The organism is Exiguobacterium sp. N4-1P, assembly GCF_002214325.1.
In genome coordinates this window covers 2,037,824-2,053,842 of the sequence record NZ_CP022236.1, presented here as the reverse complement: position 1 = coordinate 2,053,842, position 16,019 = coordinate 2,037,824, and the positions used below count along the sequence as shown (strand labels likewise).

Sequence of the window (16,019 nt, the reverse complement as noted above, 5' to 3'; positions counted from 1 at the left end):
TAGAATAAATATGAATGAACCATCATTCATTTTATTTGTTAGGAGATATCTTTTATGAAAAGAACAATGTCTAAGAGTGATCGCATCATTGATGCAGCAGTCAAAGTGATTGCAAAGAACGGTTATCATGGCGCGAAAGTAACAGCCATCGCGAAAGAAGCAGGTGTCGCAGACGGGACGATTTATCTTTACTTTAAAAACAAAGAACACCTGTTGATCTCTTTGTTCGAAGCGAAGATGGGGAGTTTCATCGAGTATTCAGAAGCTCAAATCGCGAATCATCAATCAGCGACGAAACAACTCGCTGCATTGATTGAGGCACATTTGGAGCAACTATCCGTCGATTATGATTTGGCCGTCGTCACACAAATCGAGTTACGGCAGTCAAATCAAGAGATGCGGCAAAAGATTGCGACCGTCCTCAAACCATATCTTCATTTAATTGACCGTGTCATTCACAATGGGATCGCATCAGGCGAGTTCTCAGCCGAACTGGATTATCGGTTGGCGAGACAAATGGTCTTCGGGACGATTGATGAAGTCGTCACGAGTTGGATGGCGAGTGGCTTTAAATATGATTTATTGGAAACGCAACATGGTATTCATCGAATGCTGATCAAAGGGCTGAGTTAAGCCCTTTTCAAGACAAGCTTTTTGTAAGCGGATACAACGGATGATGGTGAATAGAAGTTGACAAGGGGGAGCTAGTGATGGAAATCTATGTGTTGTTAAAACGGACGTTTGATACGGAAGAAGCAATCCAGCTCGAAAACGGTAAGATTGAGGAAGACGGAGCAGAGTTCATCATCAATCCATATGATGAGTATGCGGTCGAAGAAGCGATTCGGGTGCGGGATGCACAAGGGGGAGTCGTAACCGTTTTAACAGTAGGACCGGAAGATGCGGATAAAGAATTACGAACAGCACTTGCGATGGGGGCTGACAAAGCGGTTCGTATTTCGATTGAGGACGATGTAGAAGAAGCGGATCATTTCTCGGTTTCTGAAGTCCTCGCTGGTTATCTGAAGGAACAAGACGTTGACTTAATCATCGCCGGGAACGTAGCGGTTGATGGGGGAAGCGGACAAGTCGCACCACGTGTCGCACAGTTGCTTGACATACCATACGTCACGACGATCACGAAGTTAGAAATCGACGCAACGGATGCTGTCGTCACACGTGACTCGGAAGGGGACACGGAAGTCATCAAAACGTCGTTACCGTTACTCGTCACGGCACAACAAGGGTTAAACGAACCGCGTTACCCTAGTCTTCCTGGCATCATGAAAGCGAAAAAGAAACCACTCGAAGAATTAGATCTCTCAGATCTTGAACTGGACGAAGATGAACTAGCACCACGTCTCGAGACAGTCGAACGCTTTTTACCACCGAACAAAGCCGCTGGTAAAGTGCTCGAAGGGGAGATCTCGACACAAGTCGAAGAACTCGCTACGCTATTACGAAACGAAGCAAAAGTAGTCTAAGGGGGAATGAACGATATGTCAAAAGCACTTGTACTTGCAGAATCACGTGATGGTAATTTACGAAATGTTTCGTTTGAAGCGATTGCGGCCGCGAAACTTGTAGCAGATGAAGTCGTCGTCGCCTTGATTGGGGAAAACGTAGCAAAAGATGCGGCACAACTCGCGACGCGTGGGGCGAACCAGGTTCTCGTCGTAGAGGACGCACGTCTTCTTCACTATACACCGGACGGTTATGGACAAGTCTTCATGCAACTGATTGACCGTATGTCACCGGACGTACTTGTCTTCGGTCACACGTCGCTCGGAAAAGATTTGTCACCCAAAATCGCAGCGAAGCTCGAAGCCGGTTTAATCAGTGACGTCACATCAATCGAGGGAAGCGGAGCGGATGCGTTGTTCATCCGACCGATTTACTCAGGGAAAGCCTTTGAAAAGGTAAAAGTCACAGAAGGTAAAACACTGTTTACGGTCCGACCAAATAACATCGAACCGTTAGCGGAAGGCAGTTCGGACGGATCGATTGAAGCAGTAACGGTCGAACTAAAAGATTTACGGACCATCGTTTCTGAAGTCATTCGTAAAGCAACGGGCGGGGTCGACTTATCAGAGGCGAAAATCATCGTTGCGGGTGGACGTGGTGTCAAGAGTGCCGATGGGTTTGCACCGTTACAGGAATTAGCGGATTTACTTGGCGGGGCAGTCGGTGCTTCTCGTGGCGCCTGTGACGCTGATTACTGTGACTATGCGTTACAGATTGGCCAGACGGGGAAAGTCGTTACACCGGATCTCTACATCGCCTGTGGCATTTCCGGAGCGATTCAACATTTGGCAGGCATGTCGAATGCGAAAGTCATCGTCGCCATCAACAAAGATCCGGAAGCGAATATCTTCTCGGTCGCAGATTATGGCATCGTCGGAGATTTGTTTGATGTTGTGCCATTATTGACAGCAGAATTCAAGAAAATGCTCGTTCATTAATTTAAAAAGTGGGGCGGAGGAATCATCCTCTGCTCCTCTTTTTCTGCACGGTGGGCGGCGTAAAAATCGTCGTGAGCAGTTTCTTTTATCGAACGACATCGCTGTGCTATACTCAAATCAGTAAACAGGTTGATTTCACTTTTGCTGTAGCAAACATGAAATGAATCTAAAATTTAGGGGGTAATATTTTATGGCAATCGTACACGCAACTAGCCAATCATTTAAAGAAGATACACAAAAAGGACTCGTCCTCGTTGACTTTTGGGCAACTTGGTGCGGACCTTGTCGTATGCTCGCTCCAGTTCTCGAAGAACTCGATGCGGACATGCAAGACGTAACAATCGTTAAAGTTGATGTCGACGCTAACCCAGAAATCGCTGGCGCGTTCCAAGTACAAAGTATCCCGACACTCGTTCTCTTCAAAGACGGTGAGCCGGTTAATAAAACAATGGGCTTCATGCCTAAAGATGCATTAAAAGAATTCGTTGAATCAAACTAATTCGTTGAATGTTTCATAAAGAAGAGAGTGCCTCCTGAAATACGGAGGCACTCTTTTTTCAGACTGTAAACAACGTGATATTGGAAGATCCAGCGTCTTTTTTCGTTGCTTTCCTCGGGCGAGGCGCAAGCCGTTGCTCCTTGGTCCTCACGGACAACGAGCAGGGTCTTGCCTGCCTCTGAACGTGCGTTGAAAACGCACGTTTTCCCGTAGGAGTCAACGAAACGTGACGCTTTTTAGGTCATACCGTGAAGGAAACTCATGCTTACAGACGCTTTAGATTGCAAGCTGTCGCGACCCTGCAGCTTTGCTGTAGCTTCTTCATAAGAGTTTGTCCATACGCCGCAAAGAGAGTGCCTCCTGAACTACGGAGGCACTCTTTTGGTCGTTCGTTTAAACGAGTGGGACGATCCCCGCCGAAAGATGTCGCTGACGATTGTCTAACGGCGCATTGTCAAGACATCGGTGAACAAAGCTCGACGAGGTGACCGTCCGGATCAAGCACATAAGCGACGGTTTGTCCCCACGGTTTAACCGTTGGAACGAGGATTGAAGGGAATCCTGCTACGATGATTCGTTCGTATACGTCCTTAACATCATCAGTAACGAATCCGATTTCGAGTGACTGCGGTCCGGTCTTGTCCGGGATGTCGTACGCAATCAGCGTTCGTACATCTTCTTTCGTATTAAAGGCGAGTGTTGTCGTGCCTGTGTCAAATTCGACATAACTTCCATGCTGCGCTTTGATTGGTAGACCTAATAATTCATGATAAAACATCAATGTCTGTTTGGGGTCATCAATGTAAAGGATCGTATAGCCGTAACGAATCATCGGAACCTCCTGACAAAAATTTAATCAACGAGTAACGAAGAAATATCGGAAGCGGGTGTCGGATAAGCGAAACTCGTTTGTTGCAAAGCGGAACTTGGGATTCGGTGTTGCATTGCGAATGAAAAATAGTTCGCAAGTTCAGCGGCGTGAACCCCGATGAAATGAGCGCCGAGAATTTGATCATCGTCACCAATCAGTACTTTAGCACGCGCGAAGGGATCTTTGATGCGGACATTCGTCTGCCAGGAAGAGGTATCGATCAAGTGACCGCGATAAGATATGTTGGCTTTTTTCAAAGCCGCTTCCGTTTGCCCGACTTGCGTGACGTTCGGTGCAGTAAAGACGACGCTCGGCACCGGTAATAACTCCAGTTTTCGAGAAGGTCCTTCAATCATGTTATGTGCCGCAAGACTCCCTTCGGTTCCTGCAAACGGGGTTAAGGCAGGATTGCCACTGAGCGCGACATCACCTGCAGCAAAGATGTTTGAAGTAGACGACTGGAGGTATTCATTGACATGGATGCCTTTTTCTTCGTATTCGACACCTGCTTTTTCTAGGTCGAGCTGGTCGACGCTCGCGACACGACCGGTAGCATTTAAGACGACATCGGTTTCGACCGTCGTATCATTTGATAGTTGAAGCGTCGTGCCATGATAGGAGACAGCTTCTGCACTATGCACGATTTTAATCCCGAGTGCTTGAGTCGCTTCGAGCAACACTTCGACAAGTTCCTGTTCAAACTGTTTTAAAGGACGGGACCGTAACACGATCGTGACTTCTGCCCCGGCGATGCGGGCGAGGTGAGCGAACTCAAATGAAATATATCCGCCGCCGATGCAGACAAGGCGCCGCGGGACATCTCGTAATTCTAAAAATTCATTGCTCGTCAAGAAGCGTTCGCTTCCTGGAATCGACAATTCGCGTGGTCGTAAGCCAGTGGCAATCAAAAAGTGTTTCGCTTCGAGTTCAGTGTCATCGACTACGATCCGTTCCTTCGAGAGAAATCGGGGTTCACCGTGGAAATAGTCGATTCCGATCTCGTCATAACGCGCACGTGTTTGTTCCGGGATGGCACGTGTATATTCATTTTTTCGTTCCATCAATTGACGCCAATCGATGGAGATGAGTCCTTTAAGACCATAACCGAGCAATCTCTCGACAGCATCTTTCGTTTCACTGCCAGTCAAAAGAATTTTTTTTGCATCACACCCACGTTGAGCGCATGTTCCACCTGGAGTGAAATTTTCGATTATCGCGACGCGAAATCCTTTCTCGACGAATTTATAAGCTGCTTGATTCCCAGCAGAGCCTGTTCCAATTATAATGCAATCATATGTACGCATATTTTATCCTCCATGTGTCATAATCGTTGTAAGATCTTTACCCTATAAGGCAAAACTAAAAACGGTGGAAGGAGACATTTTTGTGAGCCATCAAGAACATATCAAGGCGAAACTATCCCTCTTACCTGACGAACCAGGTTGTTATTTGCATAAAAATGAATTTGGAGAAGTCATTTATGTCGGAAAAGCTAAAAATCTAAAGAATCGGGTCCGGTCCTATTTTACAGGAGCGCATGATTTGAAAACAGAACGACTTGTCGCGGATATCCGTGATTTTGAATATATCATCACAGGGAGCGAACTCGAAGCGTTACTCCTCGAGATGACGCTGATTAAAAAACATGATCCGAAATACAACATCATGTTAAAAGATGATAAGTCCTATCCGTACCTAAAAATTACGAATGAAACTTATCCGCGGCTGATTACGACCCGGAAGTTAAAAAAAGATGGAGGACATTATTTCGGACCTTATCCGAATGCGTATGCCGCTAACGAGACGAAGCGTCTGCTTGATCGCCTTTATCCGCTACGTAAGTGTCAGCCGATGCCGAAGAAGCTTTGTCTCTATTACCACATCGGACAATGTCTTGGACCGTGCGAAATTCAGGGTTTAGAGACGGAACAGAAAGAACTCGTCTCAGAAATCCGTCGTTTTTTATCGGGAGAAACAAAAGAGCTCGTCGCATCTTTACAGACGAAGATGGGCGAAGCGGCAGAAGCGATGGAATTTGAACGGGCAGGCGAACTACGTGATCAAATTCGCGCCATCGACTCCATCATGAACAAACAGAACATGATTACGGCAGATTTGACGTCCCGTGACGTTTTTGGAATTTACGTCGACAAAGGGTGGATGTGTGTCCAGGTCTTCTTCTTACGGGGAGGGAAAATGATTGAACGAGACGTGTCTCTGTTCCCGATTTACGGGACACCTGCGGAAGAATTAGAAAGTTTCATCGTTCAGTTCTACGAAAAGAATATCAAACCGAGCGAGATGTATGTTCCGCCACTCGTTAATCAACTGTTATTGAAAGAGGCAGTCGGAATTCGCGTTCATGTACCGGTCCGTGGATCGAAGCGGAAGTTACTCGATCTAGCGACGAAGAATGCCGAAAACGCAATTGGAGAACGGTTTGAATTGATTGCGCGTGATGAAAAGAAAACGGTCCAGGCAGTCCAGGAACTGGCTGACGCGATTGATGTTCATCCGTTATCGCGAATTGAAATCATCGATAATGCCAATATCCAAGGGGCGGACGCCGTTTCGGCGCTCGTTGTGTTCGAAGACGGAAAACCTCTTAAAAAAGAGTATCGTAAATTTAAGATTAAGACGGTCAAGGGACCGGATGATTATGAATCGATGCGCGAAATCGTCCGTCGTCGATATCGTCGCTTATTGCTAGAAGGGGCACGTCTTCCCGATTTAGTGTTGATTGATGGGGGTCTCGGACAATTGAATGCAGCGCTGGAAGTCATTCAAGACGAGCTCGGTTTGGATTTACCCGTCGGTTCGCTCAAAAAAGATGATAAACACCGGACGAGCCAACTATTATTCGGTGAAGGTGGGCAACTGATTGAACTCCATCCGCGCTCGAGTGCCTTTTATCTTCTCCAGCGCATGCAAGATGAAGTTCACCGTTTTGCAATCACCTTCCACCGATCATTACGTTCGAAAGGGATGACCCGCTCGGTACTCGATGACATACCGGGTGTCGGCCCAAAACGCCGTCAGCAGTTGATTCGCCATTTCGGTTCGATGCGCAGCTTAAAGAAAGCGAATATCGAACAGTTGACGGAAGCCGGTCTACCTGTAAAATTGGCTGAATCGGTCGCGGAATATTTGAGTCAAGAAAATGAAGAATGAAAGTAGGGGACTTCCGATTGACGGAGGTCCCCTACTGGTGTGCATTAGAATCTGAAGATGCGTTGCTCTACGTTAACGAAATTAGTTGTTGATATATTTTTCGTAAAACGCTCCGAAGTCTTTTTGGTTCCAACGGTGGTAATGTCCTTCTAACCAATCAAACGATTCTTGTGATAATGCTTTAAAGGCTTGTGGAACATCCATTTCAGCTTGTCGGATGCCACCGAGAATCGTCACGGAATGATTGAGCGAGTTATTGGCGAACTCGAGCATCTTTTGTCCTTCATATTGCTTTTCAGCAATCGCAAGAAGTGCTTTATAAAGGTCTTTGACATGTTCGAGTTGTTTTTTATCGACGTCGATCGAGTAATGCTTTCCGCCGATTTCGAATTTGATCTCGACATCCAAGTCGACCGTTCCTGCTGTTTCGAACATGACATGACGAATCGGATAATGGGCGTACGGATAGCGATAGAGGACACGCTTTGAACTGACTGCGCTTTCCCCGTCGAGGTGAATCAATGCTAAATTCGTAAAGCAGTACTCATCACTTTTGGATTTGATTAAAAAATAAATTTTTTCGCCGTCCTCATGGAGCACGTAATCGTCGGCGGCGGCTTTATCAAAATCGTCCGGATGAATGACTTGACCGATATCGCTGAATCCTGTTAAGTCTGCTGCTAATTTCTTGAACATCGTAATTCCTCCTCGAATATATGATCGACTACTTTATACGATTACGTGACGAAAAAAGTTTCATGCTAACACGAATCGTCTTAGAGAAACACGTATCAGTTCGAACGATCAAGAGGATCTTTCGGATCGAATTGGATGGTAATATGTACGCACTCTTTCCCCATCTCAGCATATCCTTCAGCGACAAATCCGTTCAACTTGGCAACCTGTTCGGCTAAAAAGCCCGCCTCAAGTTGAAAATAGCCGGTCGGTCGCTCGGCTTTAGTTGATTCCGGTGGTAAAAGTTCAAAAGAAAAAGTCGTCCCCTTTTTTTTCGTAAGGGAGAGGGTACCCCAACCGGCCTCTACGAAGAAAGGAATTAATTCGTCCTCGTTCAACACGGGGAATTGCCGGGCAAGTCGCTTACCTGCCCAGTAGATGACTTGACGATAATCGTTACCGAGTAGATCGCTTAACACGTAATCGCGGATCAGTTCGATGCCGAATGTTGACGCGGTGTTTGGTGTTGATTCCATGATGATTCACTCCTATCTCTGAAACTATTATAGCGAGCTAATTCTCGATGGTCATTGTTTTCCTAAAAAAATTTGCAGTTAAATGCAACGGCTCGGGTTGTCTTATAAAAAGGACAGGAGTAGAATAAGTGATGAAAAGACGAATTTCCTTATGAAAGCGCTTTTCTACCAAAATGCGCCAACGTTTGATTGGCAAACAAAAGGGGGGATTTGGATGGCGAACAATCGTGATTTCGTGAGTCGTAAAATACACTCACTGCTCGGCGTCATTCCAATCGGGTTATTTTTGCTTTCTCATCTTACGACGAACTATTTCATCGTTCGAGGGGAGGAAGACTTCAATAAGGCTGCGGAATTCGTGGGGAACGTTCCGTATCGACTGTTTCTAGAAGTGTTTGTCATCTTCATACCCATCATTTTACATGGTGTCTACGGTGTTTACATCGCATTCACAGGTTCCGCGAACACAGGACGTTATACATACTTCCGGAACTGGATGTATGTCTTACAACGCTTCACAGGTGTCTTCCTCGTCGTGTTCATTACATGGCATGTCTGGGAAACGCGGATTGCGGCAGCAATGGGGACGGAAGTTAATGCAAGCATGATGCAAAACATCGTCGATAACGGATTCATGCTCACGTTTTATATCGTCGGGATTCTAGCGACGACATTCCACCTTGCGAACGGACTTTGGACGTTCTGCATCACATGGGGAATCACACAGTCACCAGCGTCTCAACGCGCGATGTCTTATGTGGCAGCCCTCGTATTCATCGGTTTATCGTTTGTAGGCGTACGCTCGATTTTAACGTTTGCAGGCGTGTTGTAAGGAAAGGGGAACTGACAACATGGCGAACAAAAATCTTGTCATCATCGGTGGAGGGCTTGCCGGGTTGATGGCTACGATAAAAGCAGCAGAACAAGGTGTACCAGTAAAGTTATTCTCACTCGTACCCGTTAAACGATCACACTCCGTTTGTGCCCAAGGCGGCATCAACGGTGCGGTCAATACAAAAGGGGAGGGTGACTCTCCCTACCAGCATTTAGATGATACGGTGTATGGGGGCGACTTCCTCGCGAACCAACCGCCTGTTCAAAAAATGACAGAAGCGGCTCCGAAAATCATTCATATGTTCGACCGGATGGGCGTCATGTTTAACCGGACACCGGAAGGTTTACTCGACTTCCGTCGTTTCGGAGGAACACTCCATCACCGGACGGCTTATGCGGGAGCGACGACAGGACAACAATTACTGTACGCACTTGACGAGCAAGTACGTAAGTTTGAAGCGCAAGGTTTGGTAGAAAAGTATGAAGGATGGGAATTCCTTCGCGCAATCATTGATGAAGAAGGGATTTGTCGTGGTGCGGTGTGTCAAAATCTACGGTCGATGGAGATCGAAGCATTTGCAGCGGATTCGGTCATCTTAGCGACGGGTGGACCCGGCGTCATCTTCGGTAAATCAACGAACTCGGTCATCAATACAGGTCAGGCAGCTGCAGCGGTCTATCGCCAAGGTGCGATTTATGCGAACGGTGAGTTCATCCAAATCCACCCGACAGCGATTCCTGGGGACGACAAGCTCCGTCTGATGAGCGAATCGGCACGTGGTGAAGGCGGACGTGTCTGGACGTATAAAGACGGGAAACCGTGGTACTTCCTTGAAGAAAAATATCCGGCATACGGAAACCTCGTCCCGCGTGATATCGCGACACGTGAAATCTTTGATGTCTGTGTCAATCAAAAGCTCGGTGTCAACGGGGAGAACATGGTGTATCTCGATCTCTCACACAAAGACGCAAAAGAGCTTGATGTCAAACTCGGCGGTATCTTAGAAATTTATGAGAAGTTCGTTGGTGACGATCCACGGAAAGTACCGATGAAAATCTTCCCGGCCGTCCATTACTCGATGGGTGGATTATGGGTCGATTACGATCAAATGACGAACATCCCAGGATTGTTCGCGTCTGGTGAGTGTGATTACTCGATGCACGGTGGAAACCGTCTCGGTGCGAACTCACTTCTCTCTGCCGTTTATGGCGGAATGGTTGCGGGTCCAGCAGCGATTGCCTATATGAACGAACTTGAAACTTCTGTCCATGATATGCCGGAAGAGGTCGTTGAAGCGCATAAAATCGCTGAAATCGATCGATTCAATGATATCTTGGCGATGGAAGGGACAGAAAATGCGTATCAAATCCACCGTGAGCTCGGTGAAGTCATGACGGATAACGTAACCGTTGTCCGGTATAACGATAAGCTCGAACAGACGTTGACGAAGATTAAAGAATTACGGGAACGTTTCACGCGGATCTCGGCGACGGATACGGCACGCTGGAGTAACCAGGGCGCATCCTTCATCCGTCAGCTCGATCACATGCTTGATTTAGCGGAAGCGATCACACTCGGTGCCCTTCAACGTGACGAGAGTCGTGGTGCCCACTACAAGCCAGACTTCCCAGAGCGTGATGATGAGCGGTTCTTAAAAACGACGATGGCACGTTATACAAACGGTCATCCTGAAATCTATTACGAAGAAGTCGATACATCACTGATTCCACCACGCAAACGCGACTACAGCAAGAAGTCGAAGAAAGAGGTGAAAGCATAATGGCGACACCACTCGAACAAGAAACAAAACAAAAACCGGTTCAGTTCATCGTGCAACGTCAGGATGGACCGGACGGAAAAGCCTATGATGAAGCTTTCGAAGTCCCGTATCGTCCGAACATGAACGTCATTTCAGCATTGATGGAGATTCGCCGGAATCCTGTCAATGCGGCAGGTGAAAAAACGACGCCGATCAACTGGGACATGGGTTGTCTTGAAGAAGTATGTGGTGCGTGTTCGATGGTCATCAACGGGACACCACGTCAATCCTGTACAGCACTCGTCGATAAGCTCGAACAACCGATTCGTTTGCAACCGATGCAGACGTTCCCGATTGTGCGCGACTTACAAGTTGACCGTCAACGGATGTTTGACGCACTCAAAAAAGTAAAAGCATGGGTTCCAATCGATGGGACGTATGACCTTGGTCCAGGACCACGGATGCCAGAGAACAAACGGCAATGGGCGTATGAACTTTCAAAATGTATGACGTGTGGCGTTTGTCTTGAAGCATGTCCGAACGTCAATGACCGTTCAAACTTCATCGGACCGGCGTCGATCTCACAAGTTCGTCTCTTTAACTCACACCCGACAGGTGCCTATCATAAAGAAGAGCGCCTGGAAGCATTGATGGAAGATGGCGGTATCATGCAATGCGGTAATGCACAAAACTGTGTTGAGGTCTGCCCGAAAGGGATTCCGCTTACGACATCGATTGCGGCAATGAACCGTCAGACGACATTACACTCGTTCAAAAAATTCTTCGGTAGCGACGAAGGTCGTACAGGAGAAGCGGTTAGCAATTAATTCATAAAAAAGAAGGGGCGCTGCTCCTTCTTTTTATATTCAGGAGGGAATTTACGTGCGTGTACCTAGTTATATCGAAGATTTAGATGGGTGGTTAAGTCAAATGAAACACGGGACGAGACTCGATGTTGCGGTTCGCTTCGCTGAGACGGATGCCTACGGTCATATGAACAATCGAGTCCCGTTCGTCTATTTTGAGGATGTCCGGACGTTGATGCTTGAAGAGACAGGCTACTCGTTAGCAGATGACGGAATCGTCGTCGTCGCGGATGCGCAGTGTAACTACATCCGCCAAGTTTATCCACGGACGCGGCTTGCAGTCTACGCCTATCCTGTTCAAGTCGGAAAAGCCTCGTGTGACGTCCATTACGCGGCATTCGATGACGAAGAGCAACTGATGTTTACGGGACGAACGTCGATGGTACAAATCGATCGTGCTGGGAATGCTTTTCCATGGGATAAAGCCTATAAAAATTCCTTGCAGAATCGATTCGAATCCGTTATCATTTGATAATGAGTTCACATATTCGAAAACGACTCACTAGTACGTTATTAGTGGAGGGAGATTTCTTAATCATGGAAAAAACATTCAAAGTCATCGCAGATTCAGGCATTCATGCTCGTCCTGCAACACAACTTGTCAACACAGCTTCAAAATTCCAATCAGATATCAACTTGGAGTACAACGGAAAGACTGTTAACCTTAAGTCGATCATGGGTGTACTTTCACTCGGTATCGCTAAAGATTCAGACATCAAAATCGTTGCAAACGGTGACGATGCTTCTGAAGCAATCACGACTCTTTCAGACATGCTGACAAGCGAAGGTCTTGCTCAGTAATCCTTTTATCTACATTCTCGGACGCCGGTCTTGCACCGTCGTCCTTTTTTGTTACCATAGAGGATAGGAAGGTGAGATATGACGTGAACAAACCAATTGGAGTATTAGATTCTGGGGTCGGCGGCTTGACGGTCGCGCGTGAGCTGATGCGGCAGCTTCCTCATGAACAAATCATATATGTCGGGGATACATTACGCTGTCCCTATGGACCACGACCGGAAGAAGAAATCCGGCAATTTACATGGGAGATGATTGATTATCTTGTCGCGCAGGATGTCAAACTGATTGTCATCGCCTGTAATACAGCGACGGCAGTCGTCCTGAAAGAAGCACGGGAAAAATTGACGATTCCAGTCATTGGCGTCATCGACCCAGGAGCACGGGCGGCAGTCAAGGTAACGCGATCGAAACGAATCGGTGTCATCGGGACGAAGATGACGGTCGAGAGCAATTCTTATGAAAAGGCATTACGACATGTCGAAGGGCAAGTTGTTGTCGAATCACTTGCATGTCCGCCGTTCGTCCCGCTCGTCGAGTCCTCACAGACGACAGGTGCTTACGTCGAACGTGTCGTCGCGAATACATTACGTCCATTGCTTTCGTACGACATGGACACGTTAATTTTAGGGTGTACCCATTATCCGCTGCTCGCAGATGTCATTGGACGAGTCATCGGACCAGACGTCCAATTGATTTCTTCAGGAGACGAGACGGCGCTCGAAGTCGCGGCTCTCCTCGACTACAATGGAATTGCAGCAGGAAATGATTTTATACCGGAACATGTGTATCATGCGACAGGTGACACGCGTTCCTTTGAACGGATCGCGACCGATTGGTTGAGTCGACCGATCCAAGCAAAACGATTAGTACTCGGAACGGAGGAAACGACATGAGAATCGATCAACGAGAATCTACGGTGATGCGAGCGATTGCGTTTGAGACGAATGTGAATAAACATGCGGAAGGTTCCATCATGATCGCAGTCGGAGACACGCGGGTCTTGTGTACGGCAACGGTCGAAGAGAAAGTCCCACCCTTTTTACGGGGGAAACGTCATGGCTGGATCAATGCGGAATATGCAATGTTACCACGTGCGACGGCGCAACGGACAGCGCGCGAGTCGGTCCGTGGTAAACAGACAGGTCGGACGATGGAAATTCAGCGTTTGATCAGTCGGGCGTTACGTGCTGTCGTCGACTTAGAAAAACTAGGCGAGCGGACGGTCTGGATTGATTGTGATGTCATTCAAGCGGATGGCGGAACGAGAACGGCTGCGATCACAGGCGGTTTTCTTGCCCTCGTCCTCGCAGTAGACGGTCTGATTCAAAGCGGGAAACTGACGGATACACCAATCAAAGAAGGAATCGCAGCCGTCTCGATTGGAAAGGTCGGTCAAGAGCTGCTCCTCGATCTCTGTTATGAAGAGGATGCTGCAGCCGATGTTGATTTGAACTTAGTCATGACCTCTTCCGGGAAAATCGTCGAGATGCAGGCGACAGGTGAAGAGGCGACATTTTCGAAACGGGAAATGCTCGATATGCTCGAACTTGGGGAAAAGGGTATTGAAGAACTCCTGCGTGCCGGTCAAGACGCATTAGGTGCTTCGTGGTGGTATGTTGGAGAAGAAGTGGGGGAACACCGATGAAAATCATCGTCGCGACCCGCAATGCCGGGAAAGTGAAAGAACTCGAAGTGATGCTCGGGAAACTAGGTTATGACGTATCTTCTCTACTGGATTACGAAGCTGCACCTGAGACGGATGAAACGGGTGTAACTTTTGAAGAAAATGCTGAACTGAAAGCGAAAGAAGCAGCTGCTTACTTCGGTCACGCGGTTCTTGCCGACGACTCGGGACTCGAAGTCGACGCGCTCAACGGGGCGCCTGGTGTCTACTCAGCGCGTTTTGCAGGTCTAGAAAAATCAGATGCAGCGAATAATGCATTGTTGCTCGAAAAATTGGGCAATCGATCAATCGAAGAGCGGACAGCGCGCTTCGTCTGTGCATTGTCACTTGCAAAACCTTCTGGGGAGACGTTGACTGTACGCGGTACGATGGAAGGTCTCATCGGATTCGAAGCGAAAGGTGAGCATGGTTTCGGTTATGATCCTTTGTTCATCGTCCCATCTCGAAATCAAACGGCCGCCGAGTTAACAAAAGATGAGAAAGCGGCGATTAGTCATCGCGGGAATGCGTTGAAAAAACTTGAATTAGCACTGACTACTTTTTTAGGAGAGTGATCAACGATGAAAGCGTTAATCGTTAGTGATAGCCATGGTCTCGAATCGGAACTTCTGACAATCGTCGAACGGCATCCGGAAGCAGAGGTTGCGTATCATTGTGGAGACTCACAGTTGACACGGATGGACGAATCATTATATCCCTATCGTGTCGTTAAAGGGAATTGTGATTATGGTAACGACTTTGCCGATGAGGTACTTGAGCCTTTTGGCGCAGTCAATCTATTATGTGTCCATGGTCATCGTCAAGACGTGAAATACAGCCTCGATCAATTAGTCCATCATGCGGATCAAAAAGCAGCACAGGTCGTGTTGTACGGTCATTCGCACGTGGCGAAAGCGGAACAAAAGGATGGTAAACTCTTCATCAATCCGGGTTCGATTCGTATGCCGCGACACCGTCCTGAAAAAACGTATGCGATTTTGACGCTTGAAGAAGATGCGTATTCCGTTGATTTTTACGATCTGACAGGTGAACAGATTAATGCTTTACATTTAGAGGGCACGCTTTAAGAAAAGATTTTTTGTAATGTGATTGACACGAAAGAATTGTTTTAGTATAGTTTATTCGTGTTGACACGTCCCAATAGCTCAGCTGGATAGAGCAACGCCCTTCTAAGGCGTCGGTCGGGGGTTCGAATCCCTCTTGGGACGCTATAATTAAAATAGAGACTGCCCTTACGAGGGCGGTCTCTTTTTTTTATTATGATTTTCGATTATAATCAAGGTATCATGAACTTAAAAAGGGGATGTGGACAATGAGGAAACGAATCGGTGGAATCCTCCTTCTGACAGTTGCTCTAGCTGGTTGTAGCGAAATAACGAATACGGTCGACGACGCAAAACAACAAGTCGTCGAAGTGAAAAATAATGTTGATTATGCAGCGGAACTACAAACGATTGCGAAAGATACATCACGTGTCACGTCAGAGCTCTCGGCTAAGCTCGATCAAGCAGCGGAGAATGCACGCGAATCGGCAAATCCAGAACAAACACTGGATCAACAAATGGAAAAGCTGAAAAATGATGAGACGGTTCAAAAGTTAGAGAAAGAGCTTGATCAAATCGACGAGCGTCTGTCTAGTCTCGACAGTCCGCCGGCCGAACTAAAGAGTTTGAGTGATAAGTTAAAGCAGTATGTCGATCAATCAGAGTCGATGACACGTCTTCTTGAGACGGACGTCTCGCTCGATACGTTGAATCAGCTTGGAGTCGAACAAGGGCAACGACTGCAAGACGCAATATCTAGTTGGACGGAACGACTCGATCCCTTCACAAAATAAGAATGATTGGTAGAGGAGGAGAG

19 protein-coding genes and 1 tRNA gene are annotated in these 16,019 nt (G+C 47.2%); 16 read left to right on the top strand and 4 right to left on the bottom strand.

Annotated elements, in window-relative coordinates; all coding sequences use genetic code 11:
* Nucleotides 1-54: 54 nt before the first annotated feature.
* The 4 genes from A0126_RS10660 to trxA all read left to right on the top strand — a co-directional run bounded on the left by A0126_RS10660 (nucleotide 55) and on the right by trxA (nucleotide 2,961).
* A complete protein-coding gene (locus tag A0126_RS10660; RefSeq protein WP_051667299.1) occupies nucleotides 55-633 on the top strand; it encodes a fatty acid metabolism transcriptional regulator FadR in 579 nt (192 codons plus the stop codon).
* Nucleotides 634-710: 77 nt separating this feature from the next.
* Nucleotides 711-1,484, top strand: coding sequence for an electron transfer flavoprotein subunit beta/FixA family protein (locus A0126_RS10655; protein ID WP_088837575.1), 774 nt, complete (start codon nucleotides 711-713; stop codon nucleotides 1,482-1,484).
* Nucleotides 1,485-1,499: 15 nt separating this feature from the next.
* Nucleotides 1,500-2,462: an electron transfer flavoprotein subunit alpha/FixB family protein gene (locus tag A0126_RS10650; protein WP_088837574.1), complete on the top strand. Its 963-nt coding sequence runs from the start codon at nucleotides 1,500-1,502 to the stop codon at nucleotides 2,460-2,462.
* A 190-nt stretch (nucleotides 2,463-2,652) separates the two neighbouring features.
* Nucleotides 2,653-2,961 carry a thioredoxin gene (gene trxA, locus A0126_RS10645; protein ID WP_029331102.1) on the top strand — a complete coding sequence of 103 codons (309 nt, stop codon included), beginning with the start codon at nucleotides 2,653-2,655 and terminating at the stop codon, nucleotides 2,959-2,961.
* Between the two features lie 454 nt (nucleotides 2,962-3,415).
* Here the strand turns inward: trxA and A0126_RS10640 are convergent, their stop codons facing one another.
* A complete protein-coding gene (locus A0126_RS10640; protein WP_088837573.1) occupies nucleotides 3,416-3,793 on the bottom strand; it encodes a VOC family protein in 378 nt (125 codons plus the stop codon).
* A gap of 20 nt (nucleotides 3,794-3,813) precedes the next feature.
* On the bottom strand, nucleotides 3,814-5,136 hold the full coding sequence (locus A0126_RS10635) for a dihydrolipoyl dehydrogenase family protein (protein ID WP_088837572.1): 1,323 nt from the start codon (nucleotides 5,134-5,136) through the stop codon (nucleotides 3,814-3,816).
* An 82-nt stretch (nucleotides 5,137-5,218) separates the two neighbouring features.
* Here A0126_RS10635 and uvrC point away from each other — a divergent pair, with 82 nt between their 5' ends.
* The gene (uvrC, locus tag A0126_RS10630; RefSeq protein WP_088837571.1) at nucleotides 5,219-7,003 is read left to right on the top strand and encodes an excinuclease ABC subunit UvrC; all 1,785 of its coding nucleotides are present in this window, start codon (nucleotides 5,219-5,221) and stop codon (nucleotides 7,001-7,003) included.
* 81 nt (nucleotides 7,004-7,084) lie between these two features.
* Here the strand turns inward: uvrC and A0126_RS10625 are convergent, their stop codons facing one another.
* Together A0126_RS10625 and A0126_RS10620 are read right to left on the bottom strand one after the other, a co-directional pair.
* Complete coding sequence (locus tag A0126_RS10625; protein ID WP_088837570.1) at nucleotides 7,085-7,699, bottom strand: PH domain-containing protein; 615 nt, start codon at nucleotides 7,697-7,699, stop codon at nucleotides 7,085-7,087.
* A gap of 95 nt (nucleotides 7,700-7,794) precedes the next feature.
* Entirely contained in the window at nucleotides 7,795-8,214 is a 420-nt protein-coding gene (locus A0126_RS10620) for a YslB family protein (protein WP_088837569.1), read from the bottom strand.
* 214 nt (nucleotides 8,215-8,428) lie between these two features.
* Here A0126_RS10620 and A0126_RS10615 point away from each other — a divergent pair, with 214 nt between their 5' ends.
* The 11 genes from A0126_RS10615 to A0126_RS10565 all read left to right on the top strand — a co-directional run bounded on the left by A0126_RS10615 (nucleotide 8,429) and on the right by A0126_RS10565 (nucleotide 15,996).
* On the top strand, nucleotides 8,429-9,046 hold the full coding sequence (locus A0126_RS10615) for a succinate dehydrogenase cytochrome b558 subunit (protein WP_088838509.1): 618 nt from the start codon (nucleotides 8,429-8,431) through the stop codon (nucleotides 9,044-9,046).
* A 19-nt stretch (nucleotides 9,047-9,065) separates the two neighbouring features.
* The gene (sdhA, locus tag A0126_RS10610; RefSeq protein WP_088837568.1) at nucleotides 9,066-10,829 is read left to right on the top strand and encodes a succinate dehydrogenase flavoprotein subunit; all 1,764 of its coding nucleotides are present in this window, start codon (nucleotides 9,066-9,068) and stop codon (nucleotides 10,827-10,829) included.
* Entirely contained in the window at nucleotides 10,829-11,635 is an 807-nt protein-coding gene (gene sdhB / locus A0126_RS10605) for a succinate dehydrogenase iron-sulfur subunit (RefSeq protein WP_088837567.1), read from the top strand. The genes sdhA and sdhB overlap by 1 nt, the downstream gene beginning before the upstream one ends.
* A gap of 55 nt (nucleotides 11,636-11,690) precedes the next feature.
* Entirely contained in the window at nucleotides 11,691-12,146 is a 456-nt protein-coding gene (locus A0126_RS10600; RefSeq protein ID WP_088837566.1) for an acyl-CoA thioesterase, read from the top strand.
* Nucleotides 12,147-12,211: 65 nt separating this feature from the next.
* A complete protein-coding gene (locus A0126_RS10595) occupies nucleotides 12,212-12,475 on the top strand; it encodes a phosphocarrier protein HPr (RefSeq protein ID WP_012371023.1) in 264 nt (87 codons plus the stop codon).
* Nucleotides 12,476-12,558: 83 nt separating this feature from the next.
* Nucleotides 12,559-13,368, top strand: a complete 810-nt coding sequence (racE, locus tag A0126_RS10590; protein ID WP_088837565.1) for a glutamate racemase — start codon at nucleotides 12,559-12,561, stop codon at nucleotides 13,366-13,368.
* Complete coding sequence (gene rph, locus A0126_RS10585) at nucleotides 13,365-14,120, top strand: ribonuclease PH (RefSeq protein WP_088837564.1); 756 nt, start codon at nucleotides 13,365-13,367, stop codon at nucleotides 14,118-14,120. Before racE ends, rph begins: the two co-directional genes overlap by 4 nt.
* The gene (locus A0126_RS10580) at nucleotides 14,117-14,713 is read left to right on the top strand and encodes an XTP/dITP diphosphatase (RefSeq protein WP_088837563.1); all 597 of its coding nucleotides are present in this window, start codon (nucleotides 14,117-14,119) and stop codon (nucleotides 14,711-14,713) included. Before rph ends, A0126_RS10580 begins: the two co-directional genes overlap by 4 nt.
* Nucleotides 14,714-14,719: 6 nt before the next feature.
* Nucleotides 14,720-15,226 (top strand): metallophosphoesterase family protein, encoded by a 507-nt coding sequence (locus A0126_RS10575; RefSeq protein ID WP_088837562.1) that lies wholly within the window; start codon nucleotides 14,720-14,722, stop codon nucleotides 15,224-15,226.
* A gap of 67 nt (nucleotides 15,227-15,293) precedes the next feature.
* Nucleotides 15,294-15,367: transfer RNA gene (locus A0126_RS10570), tRNA-Arg, on the top strand.
* Between the two features lie 104 nt (nucleotides 15,368-15,471).
* Nucleotides 15,472-15,996 (top strand): hypothetical protein, encoded by a 525-nt coding sequence (locus A0126_RS10565; protein ID WP_239456737.1) that lies wholly within the window; start codon nucleotides 15,472-15,474, stop codon nucleotides 15,994-15,996.
* Nucleotides 15,997-16,019 lie beyond the last annotated feature (23 nt).